This window comes from Paraburkholderia sp. LEh10, assembly GCF_017814945.1.
GTDB lineage: Bacteria > Pseudomonadota > Gammaproteobacteria > Burkholderiales > Burkholderiaceae > Paraburkholderia.
On record NZ_JAGIPX010000122.1, the window covers coordinates 1 to 12,030 of the forward strand.

The following is a 12,030-nucleotide window of genomic DNA, read 5'->3' on the forward strand; positions in this document are numbered from 1 at the left end:
TTGCAGAAATTGGACGGAACCCAAGGCTTGTTCGCTCGTTCTTTAGGCATCCGTCTGTCTCCTATATTACTGACTTACGAGTAACAAATGCGATGCGGCAAAACTTAGCCGAATTTTCTTCGATAGAACGAAACGCGCAGCAAGTGCCGGATGAGCGAGAAGTACTGTCAGTGCTTTTAGGTAAAGCATGCCCGCGCTTGAGGTCTTGAAATCTGCGGAATGCGCCTCTTTCTTAGTTGACTGACGGCCTATTCCCGGACTGAGAAAGCAGATAATTCGACCAATTCCTCGGCGATCGCTTCAACGCGGACACGCTACCAGCTCCCGACATCTTCCCTGATTATCGACGGTCGCACTGCGTGTTCTCCACCCATCAATGCGACCACGAGCGAAGGATGAGGAAGTGGGCATGCAATGTGTTAGAAAAAATTTTATCTGTCCGGTTAGTCCAGCAATATGCATTGAAACGCAAAAACTGTCCAGTGATGCTGGAGTTTGGTACCGAAAAAGCTCATTCAATGCGTGCATCATCATGTTGATAAAAAATCGACTTAAGGTTCGTGGTTTCTTATTTCAAATCGTAGTTAATTTTTGTGTAACGGTAACAACCAATCGATGATTGACGATGCGCGTGGCTATTAAAAATCGTTAGATATGCATCAGAAAGATTCATGCTAACAACATTCTCACTGTGGCAAGATGAGCAACAACGGACTTCGGGCGGTAGGCGATGGCGACGCTTGCGGGTGCTGTGCGCGTTTCGTCTGCATGCCGTTTGCCTCAACTGATGACAAGTAGTTTGGGTTGGTTCGGATGAACTCATCGCAGGTCGAGGCGAAAATTGCATTTCGCCTCGCGTGGCGGAACGCTGATCGTCGCGCAAGTGAACGACATTTGAAGGACTCGCAATGCACAGATTCGGCGATGACCGTAAGTGAGCGTAAAAGCGAACGATCTGGGCGGGGTAAGGTGAGAAGGAAGGGGCATATCGAAAAATCGAGCGGTTTCGTGAAGGCTCAGACAAGGCAAAAATGATAAGAAATGCAATGGAATATATGTCACGTGGCGCGTATTCAAGAACGCCAGAATATACCGTTCACGCTTTCACATAATCATCTTCGATCGTGGAGTGTTATACATGACTGTACCGCATCATTTCTTACTGACGCCGGGGCCATTGACGTTGAGCGACGAGGTTAGGGCGCAGATGCAATATGACGTCGGCTCGCGCGACGCGTGTTTCAAGACGATAACGGCTCAGGTAAGAAATATAATAGTTGATTTAGTTGACGGTAAAGACGCCTACTCGGTGATCCCGATGCAAGGCGGTGGATCCTACGGCATAGAAGCCGCGTTGGCTTCCTTTGTTGCGCCTTCCGATCGTCCTCTCGTCTGCATCAATGGAATTTATGGTGAGCGGATGTTAAAGATGCTGCAACTCCGTGGTGTTCATGTTGTCAGCATGACCGCTCCATGTGATGAGCCACTTTCAACATCCAAAATCGCCGAATATCTAAGAAGAAATCCCGCGATTACACATCTCTGCTTCGTGCATTGCGAAACCACCACTGGCGTTATTAATCCGCTTAGACCGATAGTAGAACTAGCAAAGAAGCATGGTGTAAGAACGATCATAGATGCAATGAGTTCTTTCGGTGCGGTGGAGATTAGCGCCAAGCAAGTGCAATTTGACATTCTCGTCACTTCTAGCAATAAATGCATTGAAGGTCCACCGGGTGTGTCGTTTGTAATCGCTTCACTGGAGATGCTTAATAGTAGAGTTAAACATATGAATTCCTTCGTGCTGGATGTTCGAGACCAATGGAACAGTTTTGAGAAATCCGGTGAATGGCGCTCGACTCCTCCAACGCACGTCATTCAGGCTTGCGCCAAAGCACTTGAGCGACTGACCATCGAGGGCGTCTTTCGCCGCGGTGAGCGTTACCGATCTGTACGCGACGCGATCATAGGAGCAACCGCGCCGTACGCTTTTCCTCTTTTAAACGCGAGAATACGGTCGCCGGTATGCCTTGCCCTTACTGCACCCAATGTCATTCGTACGCAAAAAGATCTCGACGCGCTATACGCCCATCTGGTGGACTACAACCTCTACATCTATACAAAGTTGCATTCTCAGACTCGCAGCTTCAGGATTGGTTGTATGGGGCGCATCGATTCGATGTGGATTCGACTGTTGGAAATTGCGTTTCAAGATTTTTTCGACGCCAATCGAGGCGTTAGGAAATACTCATCGGCGTCCAAAAACCGATCTGTGGAAAAGGTCTTGTGATATGTCAAGAAACAACGCCAACGTACAGATGTCCACAGAAACAGCACTTCTTTATGCTGGCTATCGCCATGACCCGGTGACAAAGGCCGTGTCGGTGCCTATTTACCAATCAACAGCCTATGAGCTTGAAGGTGATCTGGAAAAGATTGCCGGAATTTACAACGCCAAGGAAGATGGGTTTACGTATAGCAGGATCATCAACCCGACGACGCGTATTCTCGAAAAGCGATTTGCCGCAGTGGAGAGTGCAAGCGACTCTCTTGCGGTAGCTTCGGGACAGGCCGCAACCTTTCTTGCCATCGCTAACCTGTGCAGCGGAACGCCAGGCGATAACGTAGTTGCATCGAAGTATTTGTATGGAAATTCGTGGAATCTCCTCTTCAATACATTTAAACGGCTGGGCATCGAGGCGCGATGCGCAGATCCCAAGAACATATCGTCTTTCGAATTGCTGACCGATGACAGAACCATTGCAATATTCGGAGAGGCGTTTTCCAACCCATGTCTTGTCCCTTTGCCAATCGCGGCGCTCGCGGAGATCGGGAAAAGGCATGGGGTTCCTGTCATCGTTGACAATACCACAACTCCTTTGGTCTGCCGTCCCGCCTCTTTGGGCGCGAGCATCTCCACATATTCCGCGACGAAGTATCTATGCGGCCATGGAACGACGCTCGGCGGATTGATTGTAGATAACGGGCGCTTCGCGTTCGATGACACAGTCCGGTTCCCGTTGTTTAACGAACCGGACGAAGCCCATGGTGGCATCCTCTGGAAAGAGGCTGTTCTTAAACTTGACGACCTAGGAGCAAGTCCCTATTTGCTGAAGGCGCGGATGACGTGGCTTCGTGACACCGGTGCTGCGATTAGTCCGTTCTCCAGCTTTCAGTTGATTCAAGGGCTCGAAACACTTCATCTTCGCATGCAACGGCATTGTGAGAATGCCCTGGCCGTTGCCGAGTTCTTGATAAAGCATCCGAAGGTCAAGCGTGTTTCATATCCATCGCTGTCCTATGGATACGAACGCGAACTTGTTGACGAGTTGATTGACGCGAGTGTCGGTTATGGCGCGATCGTCATGTTCGAACTGGCCGATGAAGCAGCCGGACGCAGATTCATTACCAACATCGACCTTATGTACCACGTATCAAACGTGGGTGATGCGCGAACATTGGTCACACATCCAGTGTCTACAACTCACACGACTGTTCCAAAAGAACAGCGTGAGGCCGCCGGTATTTTTGATGGTTCCATTCGCCTGTGTGTCGGCATCGAGAACGTAGACGATATCGTCGCGGATATTCAACAAGGACTGGACGCCGTCTGACGTCGATCTTTCATGGAGGATGTTTCATCATGGAAATTTGTGAAGCGTGGCAACTGCGGGGCAAACGATTCAGGACCTCCCGCTTCTCGCGCGACATTACCCGTGAGTTGTCGGAATTGAAGCCTGATAACATCACCGGCGCGCTTTATATTGTGAAGGACTATCTGGTGATTCTGGCGTGTGCTTACGCAACTATACGAATATCGTGGTGGCTGTACCCTATTGCAGCGCTAATCATTGGCGCACAACAACGGGGGCTGACCACGATCGCCCATGACGCGGCACATCGGACACTTGCGAAAAACAGTCGATGGAACTATTTTCTCGGAATTGTTTTTGCAGCATATCCTCTTCTGCAGCGTCATTGGGCTTATCGCTACTCTCATGTTCATCTGCATCATCCTCATCTCGGCGACCCGGAGAAAGATCCTGACCTGAAGTTCTTCATATCGTCGGGCGTATATGACGTTCGTCATCCACGTGAATACGCGTTCTCCGTTGTCTGGAAGGCGATGCTGGGCGGTGCAACGTTGCGCTACCTCAAATATCTATGGAACAACCGGTTTCTCATTTCACGCGAAGGTCGGAAGGACATCGATAGGCTGGGATCTGCCATCGATACTTACGGATTCGCAGTATTCTGGCTGATCGTTGTCCTCGGTTTCGTTCAGGCAAAATCGCTTGATATGCTCGTGTTGTTCTGGCTGGTTCCTTATCTGACGACCTTTCAGGCATTGGGCTGGTTCATCGAACTTGCGGAGCATTCTCCAATGTGCGAGACGGAAACCGACGATGTCTATCTGACGCGCAATCGCAAAGGTAATCTGATCGAGCGGCTGCTGTTCGGCGCCAATCTTGACGAATATCATTTGGAACATCACCTCTCGCCTGGCGTCCCCTTCTGGCACCTGAAGCGGGCACAAAAGATCAGGCTACGCGATCCGCAATATGCCGAGATTGCCGATTCATGGGGAGGACTCTTCGCTCGCGGCCCCAAAGGGCAGCCAAGTGTCATCAGCCAACTTCTTGAACGGAACCGGCGGCTGTACGAGGCTCAGCTTGAGCGCCTGCCGGGCGAGGAGCGAGCGTAACGATGGATCAGCATCGTCCTATGGGTTGCGCTGTTGTTGGGGTTACCGCAAATCGTCATCTTTGCGACGGAGTCCATCGCGACTGGTTGCGGCGGCGCTATATCGAGGCGCTGACGAAGTACGCTTCGGTCGAGTGCGTCATTTTACCGACGATAGACGGAGATCGTCCATCGGAGGCGACTATTCGCACATTTCGTGAAGCGATGCGCCGTCTCGACGGGCTTGTGCTGACGGGCGACGAATCCGATCTTGATCCCGATATCTTGTGCATGAACGAGCGCGTATGGGCGCGCACCGAAGACGATGTTGTCCCCGGCGAGATCGATCGTCCGCGAGACCGGTTGTCGTGGGTCGCATTGACGGTAGCCGGAGAGCTTCAGATGCCCGTATTGGGGATCTGCCGTGGCTTGCAGGAGATGAACGTTTATAGAAACGGCACGCTGCACGAAGATTTGTCGTCGTCACACAAGGGGATCACGCACTCAGAAAACGCAAACCTGCCTCGCGACGAGCAGTATCTACCTGTTCACTCGGTGAAAATCGCTCCTGGTGGATTGCTGTCGTCGGTTGTCAAGAACGGGGAGCTACAAGTTAATTCGCTGCATAAGCAAGGCATTGCCAAGCTGGGAGGAGGTATTCAAGTGGAAGCAGTCGCAGATGATGATATTGTAGAGGCGCTTTCATATAGAAATTCACCAACATTTCAACTCGGGCTTCAGTGGCATCCTGAATGGCACGCTAGTAGGGATAACGCGAGCCAAAATATTTTCGAGGCATTCGGGCGCGCCTGCGACGCCTACATGGCGCAGCGATGCAAAAAATAGCGATCGAGGTCAGATCCTCAGGCCGCTGTTCCTTCCATTCGGCAATATTTAAACAGAATTGGCGGTGTCAATGGATTTTCATTTGTTCGCTTTGTTTCTCCTTGCGTTTACTGCTGCAGTAGTTTTGCCGGGACCGAACGTCGCGTTTGCCGTCGCGCAAACTCTTAAACACGGACTCAAAATTGCAATTCCAGGAGCCGTCGGATTCGGAATCGGTGCGGCAATTCATGCGGCAGTCGTGTTATCGGGCGTGGGCTTTTTTATCCGCGATAACCAATGGGTGTTGAAGTATTTACGGTGGATGGGTGCGATATATCTTGTATATCTTGCCATTATTACTTTCTGTGGAAATTCGGCTTCGAGCGATGAAGAAACGACGAATTGGAACTCGAAACAGATGTTTGCCGATTCACTCGTAGTCTCTTTGGCCAACCCTAAAGGGTGGATAGCCACACTGCTTACATATCCAAGCTTTATCAACCCGTATGGCTCGTACTCCACTCAAGCAGTTTCGATGGGTGTTGCCGCGACCATCATCTCGGTTGCGGTCTATAGTACTTATATGTTTATTGCGCATCGAGCGAGCATCGCCTTCAAGAACAAATCCTTGTTGGAAAAAATAACAGGCGCACTGTACGCATGCATCGCACTTGGTTTGCTCCTTTAATCTCGCTCGGGATTCCGCATGCCTTTGTCTGAGTGCCATTTACAATTCTACGCGCCGTCTAGATTGAAAGGGAGACTGTAGATCCATGCCTATTAAAGTGCCGAAAGGATTGCCCGCAGGGACTGTGCTGCAGACAGAAGGCATCACAGTGATGGAAGGCGACAGTATATTGTGCTCGCGCGACCGGCCTTTACACGTTGGTTTGCTTAATCTCATGCCCAACAAAATCGAGACGGAGATTCAGATTGCACGCCTGCTCGGCGCAACACCTATATTGGTCGACCTTACGCTTATAAAAATCGCAAGCCACTCGCCAAAAAATACACCGGTGAGTCATCTGACGACCTTTTATAGAGATTGGATCGACGTAATGGAGCAGGTCTTTGATGGTTTCATCATCACGGGCGCGCCGGTTGAGTCGATTCCGTTCGAACAAGTCGCATACTGGAACGAATTTGTCGAAATCCTAAACTGGACACAAACCAACGCTCGAAGTTGCTTCAACATTTGCTGGGCAGCGCAAGCTGCGATGCATCATTTCCACGGTTTGCCCAAGTATGCTCTGACGGAGAAGGCTTTCGGTATTTTCAGGCATCGTAGCCTAGAGTCCACGTCGCCTTATCTGCAGGGTTTTTCGGATGATTTTTTTATTCCAGTTTCTCGGTGGACAGAAATGAGAAGCACGGATATTCCGTCTAGCAGTGGTATATCCGTGCTCATGGAATCGCCAGAGACGGGTCTGTGCCTTCTTGATGACCCGAAGCATCATTCTCTACACATCTTCAATCATATCGAGTATGACTCACAGACGCTAGCGGATGAATATTTTCGTGATCGGTCAATCGGTCGGCGCACAAGGTTACCTAAAAATTATTTTTCGGACGATTGTGAAACCCTGCGCCCCAGAAATTGCTGGCGAAGTCATGCGCATCTGTTATTCGGAAACTGGGTTGGCCAGATATACAAGACCGTTTTTAATACGCTTCGTTGAGATTTTTTGATGATCAAGGTTCTTTTTTGAAGAAATTGAATTTGCGTGGAAAGTTTATTAGGGATGTGAGTGATGAGTCTTAGATTCGACGCATTGAAACAAGCGGTTGCTTCTGGTGTTATTGATACTGTGCTCGTCTGCATGGTTGACATGCAAGGGCGTCTTATTGGGAAGCGATTTCACGGCGACTTTTTTGTTAAAGGCGGTTATCTGGAAACGCACGCCTGCAATTACTTGCTGGCAAACGATATGGAGATGGAACCGGTCGCTGGCTACGCCAGCGCCAGCTGGGCAGAAGGGTATGGCGATTTCGTGCTCAAGCCTGATCTTTCGACGTTACGGCGACTTCCATGGCTGGAAGGGACTGCATTGGTAATTTGCGATGTTCTGGATCAGAGCGGCCAGCCGGTTGCGCATTCGCCGAGGCAGATCCTGCAGAAACAGCTTAGCCGCCTGACGGAGAGGGGAATGAGTGCCTGTTTCGCATCGGAGCTTGAGTTCTATCTGTTCAATGAGACCTACGAGGAAACGTCGGTAAAGAAATACCGCGACCTGACGACATGTGGAACATACAGTCATGATTACCATATCTTGTCGACGACGCGCCAAGAATCTGTCATGCGCCCAATAAGGAATGGATTGCATGAAGCAGGAATTGCAATCGAATGCTCAAAAGGAGAATGGGGTGCTGGTCAAGGAGAAATTAACGTACATTATGCCGATCCTTTGATGATGGCAGATCAACATACGATCATCAAGCATGGCAGCAAGGAGATTGCTTCGCAGCAAAAGAAAGCGATTACGTATATGGCGAAGTGGAGCTACGGGCTTCCGGGATCGTCGTGCCATATTCACTCTTCCCTATGGACACTGGATGGAACCCCGCTTTTTTGGGAGAAGAGTTCGCCTTATGGCATGTCGAATCTTATGCGTTCCTATCTCGCCGGACTTTTGAGGTATTCAAGAGACATTACGCTTTTCCTGGCGCCGTACGTTAACTCGTATAAGCGATTTCAGAAAGGGAGCTTCGCCCCAACGAGAACGGTGTGGAGTCTTGATAACCGAACCGCTGGTTTTCGCGTTTGCGGCGAGGGCTCTCATGCCGTGCGGGTCGAATGTCGAATTGGCGGCGCGGATCTCAATCCATATCTCGCTTTCGCCGGACTAATCGCGGCTGGCCTTGCGGGCATCGATCACAAACTTGAACTACCGCGTCCACTGATCGGCGACGCGTATCTCGATGGCGAGCTACCTGAAATTCCAAAAACGTTACGAGAAGCGATCACTGCAGCGTCAAATTCGACCTTGCTACGCGAGGTTTTTGGCGACACAGTCACCAATCATTACGTGCATGCGGCTCAGTGGGAGCAGCTCGAATATGATCGCCGTATAACGGATTGGGAGTTGACCAGAGGATTCGAGAGAAGCTAATCGCGCCGAGTCGCCCTCTTTGAGATTCGCAGCGGTGGAATGCACGCTTCCCTCATAGCTTCGATTGGAAAGATGGGGGTGGGTAGCATGGCGGGATTTTGCTTGCGGCGCGCAAGGAGATTCGACGTCGGCCGGGCCAGACATGGGACGTGGTCGGGAGGTTCGTTGCACGGTGTGGTGAACGTTCTCTGCTGTGGCGAGCGGTCGCCGAATGGCGCTGTGCTCGATATTCTGCTGCAAAAACGACCCGACAAAGCGGGCGCCAAGGGCTTATTCATGCGTGTTATACGTTCGGACCGCGTCAGGAATTCATGGGTTTGCTCGAACGACCACTGCCCGCCGTTCCGCCGGCTGCGGCTGTCAGGCCGCACACAGCGTCGCGTCGCTGACTCTGTTGCCACTTTGCGGACAATGCAACGATGTCACTTTTCCTGTACGGCGGTTGGATCTGTAAACTAATTTTCTGACGCGAATCGATGATCCGGTAATAAGGTATGGCCTCTTTTGGGCTGGACAGGCCGCGGTACCATTGCTGCTGCCGCTTCAACCGCGGCGCAGGAGGTTACTGCGTTCTGTAGCCGTGTAGTTGCTGAAATGGCCTTCGCGCGCGGCCTGACGGCGTGCCGCCGCGATAATCGCTTTGCTGCGGGGGATGCTCCCTATCTGATTCGTCAAGTACAGGCCCGGATTTTGGTTGGTAGGGGGTGCCGTCGCGAAGCATGGCGAACAGTACGTAGGAGCGTCGTCGGGCGAGAGCGATGAGCGCCTGATTGTGGCGCTTACACTGCTGGAACTTGCGCGCGTAATAGTCCCTTGAGATTGGGTTATGCGGGAAGCAAAGGCCGAAAGACGGAGCGCTCTCTTGAGCACCTTGTTACCGTGTCGGGACTGATGTTCGCCCCGAATGGATGAACTCGAGCGTCGGGTGACCGGGGCAAGGCCGGCATAGGCAGCCACATGTGCGGCTGAGGCGAACGCTTTGTGCGCGACTCCAGTGAGGAGTCTGGCGGCGATCCTGACGCCGACTCCCGGCATGCTGGTCAGGGCCGGCCAAAGAGGGGTGTGCCTGCACCAGGCGTTCAACTTCGCTGGCAACTTCCTCGCGTTGCTTCCGCAAGGACGCGAGCTGCTGGGGCGCGACGCGACATAACGGATGGTTGCTGCCTGAGTACCGGGCACGATCACCGCCTGTTCGCTGAGCGCTCGGACGATTTTGGCAGCCAGGCTCTTCCCCATGCGAGGTGCGAGTTTGGTGAGGCGGTTGGCGAGTGTTTTCTCGCTAGCTGAGGCGAGCTCGGCGGGTGACGGGTATCGCTCAAGCAGATCGAGCACCGCCGGATGGTCGAGGTGCGGTCCCGGAACTCGTTCCAACGCCGGATGGATCGGGGTGAGCAGGCGCGAATGCGGTTGCTGTTCTGCGTGATCTGTGCCGGGGGCCGTCGTCGAAGCCATACAGCATGGTGAGTTCGGCGAGCGGTTCGTCAGCCAGTCGAAGTGAGCGCAGCGTACGGAATTGAGCGCGCGGCTTAAGCAATGATTGCGGCATCGCGGGCATCGGTCTTGGCTTCACCAGTGCGCAGGTCCGCGATGCGGCGCATAGCCAGACCCGACCCTGTAGATTTGCGACCAGGACACCTTCATCGCGGGCGACTGCCACGGGCAACGTCGACGATGGTGACGGGCTGATCGACGACGAACAGGAGTTGGCCGTGCCTCTTGAGTTCGGTGATGAGGGCGCACAGCTTGGCCTTATCGCGTTGGGTAATGCCTTGTTGTACAGGCGCTTTCCAGTCCGATCGAGGGCGACGGCGTGATGATGGCCTTTGCCGGCATCGACGCCGCACGACGCTTCGTCATCTCCGAGATAGTTGGCGAAGTCGTTGAACACCGACCAGGACTTGCGCGCCAGTTCGACGTTTTCCTTTACCGAATAGTGCGTACGCAGGATCCCGGACGACTGAGCCGTTGTGCCGGCGCCTACCGTCGCCCGATCAAGCACCAGCACACGCTTTGCACCGAGCTTTGACAGGTGAAAGGCAACAGACGTCCCGATCACACCCGCGCCTATCACAACCACATCGTACTTGTTCACAGACGCACGCCCCTTGTGAGATTGATGTGCCCAGTCTGCGCTTCACCGTGGAGGCCTACGTTTGCATAAGCAAATCTGTTGATCGCCCATAAGATGAAGCTCAGGCGCGAGAGATGTGACAGAAACACTCCGATGGGTGGCACTATGGAGTCTGACCATGTACTCGGGCGGGTGAAAAAATCCAGATGCAAGAGATTGCAAGAGGTGCTTTCGTGGCGATGGCTGCAATCGCGATCGCATTGTCAAGTTGCGTGGCTGCGCGCTGTTTGTTGCGGCTTTTCCTGTCACCGCCGCGCGCGGCGGTGGTTTCCGAGGTAATCGGCCTGGCCATGCTGATTGCCTCGTGTGCTTATTATTTTAGCGGCGGGCGAGCATAGTCGAGCCAACCATCCACCGCATCGACAGGAATGCAACGGAGGTCACCGCACACACGCTGCTACATATCCGTGCAGTTGGGGCCGCCGCCTCCCTCCGGAGGCACCCAGACAATGTTCTGAGTCGGAAGCTTGATGTCGCACGTCTTGCAATGCACACAGTTCTGCGCATTGATAACCAGCCGCTCGTGACCATCTCCAGTCTCGACGAACTCATAGACGCCAGCCGGGCAATAGCGACTTTCGGAGCCCGCATAGTGCCGCAGGTTGACATTGGTCGGAACAGCCGGATCCTTGAGTGTGAGATGCGCCGGCTGATTATCGTCGTGATTCGTGTACGATAAAAATACTGAAGACAATCGGTCAAACGTCAGCTTGCCGTCCGGCTTTGGGTAATCGATCTTCCTGCATTCCGACGCAGGTTTGAGCATCTCATGGTTCGACTGAGCGTGCTTCAGGATACGAATCCAGTTCGTCGCACTGGCGTCCCTCTTGAAGCGCATCGAAGGTCGCCTGCGCTCCCAACGTGCCCGTTTTGATTGCGCCGTGAGAACCCTTGATGCGCGAAGCGTCGAGAAGCCTGCTTCGTTGCCAACGAGCGCACCGCCGGGAAACACCAGCTTAGGCAGAGACATCAATCCGACAGCGGCGATCGCTCGTGCCCCGTAAGACAGGCGCCTGCCACCTTCCAGAAATTTTCGAACTTCGGGGTGCATCTTGTAGCGCTGGAATTCCTCGAACGGCGACAGGTACGGTTTTGTATAGCCTAGTCCCACTACAAAACCGGTGACGATCCGGTTGTCGTCCATGTGATAAAGAAACGAGCCGCCATAGGTGCCGGCATCAAGCGGCCAGCCGCCCGTGTGCCGCCATCAGCGGCGTCATGCCCACAATGCTGCGCGAGTGAATGTCCGGGAAGTCGTGGATCGAGAGCCATGTTCCGAGC

9 protein-coding genes and 2 pseudogenes are annotated in these 12,030 nt (G+C 52.9%); 8 read left to right on the forward strand and 3 right to left on the reverse strand.

Going from position 1 to position 12,030, the window contains the following annotated elements; all coding sequences use genetic code 11:
• From J8I87_RS42030 to J8I87_RS42065, 8 genes are all read left to right on the forward strand, one after another.
• Positions 1-209: hypothetical protein (locus J8I87_RS42030; RefSeq protein ID WP_209938457.1), on the forward strand; the 209-nt coding region annotated here is incomplete at its 5' end.
• A gap of 929 nt (positions 210-1,138) precedes the next feature.
• Entirely contained in the window at positions 1,139-2,290 is a 1,152-nt protein-coding gene (locus J8I87_RS42035; protein WP_209938450.1) for a 2-aminoethylphosphonate--pyruvate transaminase, read from the forward strand.
• A 1-nt stretch (position 2,291) separates the two neighbouring features.
• The gene (locus J8I87_RS42040; RefSeq protein ID WP_209938451.1) at positions 2,292-3,614 is read left to right on the forward strand and encodes an O-acetylhomoserine aminocarboxypropyltransferase/cysteine synthase family protein; all 1,323 of its coding nucleotides are present in this window, start codon (positions 2,292-2,294) and stop codon (positions 3,612-3,614) included.
• A 29-nt stretch (positions 3,615-3,643) separates the two neighbouring features.
• Positions 3,644-4,705 carry a fatty acid desaturase family protein gene (locus tag J8I87_RS42045; protein ID WP_209938452.1) on the forward strand — a complete coding sequence of 354 codons (1,062 nt, stop codon included), beginning with the start codon at positions 3,644-3,646 and terminating at the stop codon, positions 4,703-4,705.
• 2 nt (positions 4,706-4,707) lie between these two features.
• Positions 4,708-5,529, forward strand: a complete 822-nt coding sequence (locus tag J8I87_RS42050; RefSeq protein ID WP_209938453.1) for a gamma-glutamyl-gamma-aminobutyrate hydrolase family protein — start codon at positions 4,708-4,710, stop codon at positions 5,527-5,529.
• 70 nt (positions 5,530-5,599) lie between these two features.
• The gene (locus tag J8I87_RS42055; RefSeq protein ID WP_245254573.1) at positions 5,600-6,196 is read left to right on the forward strand and encodes a LysE family translocator; all 597 of its coding nucleotides are present in this window, start codon (positions 5,600-5,602) and stop codon (positions 6,194-6,196) included.
• 85 nt (positions 6,197-6,281) lie between these two features.
• Positions 6,282-7,187: a homoserine O-succinyltransferase gene (locus J8I87_RS42060; RefSeq protein WP_209938455.1), complete on the forward strand. Its 906-nt coding sequence runs from the start codon at positions 6,282-6,284 to the stop codon at positions 7,185-7,187.
• A gap of 72 nt (positions 7,188-7,259) precedes the next feature.
• On the forward strand, positions 7,260-8,618 hold the full coding sequence (locus J8I87_RS42065; protein ID WP_209938456.1) for a glutamine synthetase family protein: 1,359 nt from the start codon (positions 7,260-7,262) through the stop codon (positions 8,616-8,618).
• Between the two features lie 543 nt (positions 8,619-9,161).
• Here J8I87_RS42065 and J8I87_RS46560 read toward each other — a convergent pair.
• The 3 genes and pseudogenes from J8I87_RS46560 to J8I87_RS42080 all read right to left on the reverse strand — a co-directional run.
• Positions 9,162-9,389 (reverse strand): zinc ribbon domain-containing protein, encoded by a 228-nt coding sequence (locus tag J8I87_RS46560; RefSeq protein WP_409518885.1) that lies wholly within the window; start codon positions 9,387-9,389, stop codon positions 9,162-9,164.
• Positions 9,304-10,710: pseudogene (locus J8I87_RS42070) on the reverse strand (IS110 family transposase); the annotation flags it as partial. The gene J8I87_RS46560 and the pseudogene J8I87_RS42070, both read right to left, overlap by 86 nt.
• Before the next feature lie 436 nt (positions 10,711-11,146).
• A pseudogene (locus J8I87_RS42080) lies at positions 11,147-11,950 on the reverse strand (4Fe-4S dicluster domain-containing protein); the annotation flags it as partial.
• Positions 11,951-12,030 lie beyond the last annotated feature (80 nt).

Coding starts and splice junctions, on each gene's coding strand:
- J8I87_RS42035 (WP_209938450.1), top strand. CDS start 1,139: ATGACTGTACCGCATCATTTCTTACTGACGCCGGGGCCATTGACGTTG.
- J8I87_RS42040 (WP_209938451.1), top strand. CDS start 2,292: ATGTCAAGAAACAACGCCAACGTACAGATGTCCACAGAAACAGCACTT.
- J8I87_RS42045 (WP_209938452.1), top strand. CDS start 3,644: ATGGAAATTTGTGAAGCGTGGCAACTGCGGGGCAAACGATTCAGGACC.
- J8I87_RS42050 (WP_209938453.1), top strand. CDS start 4,708: ATGGATCAGCATCGTCCTATGGGTTGCGCTGTTGTTGGGGTTACCGCA.
- J8I87_RS42055 (WP_245254573.1), top strand. CDS start 5,600: ATGGATTTTCATTTGTTCGCTTTGTTTCTCCTTGCGTTTACTGCTGCA.
- J8I87_RS42060 (WP_209938455.1), top strand. CDS start 6,282: ATGCCTATTAAAGTGCCGAAAGGATTGCCCGCAGGGACTGTGCTGCAG.
- J8I87_RS42065 (WP_209938456.1), top strand. CDS start 7,260: ATGAGTCTTAGATTCGACGCATTGAAACAAGCGGTTGCTTCTGGTGTT.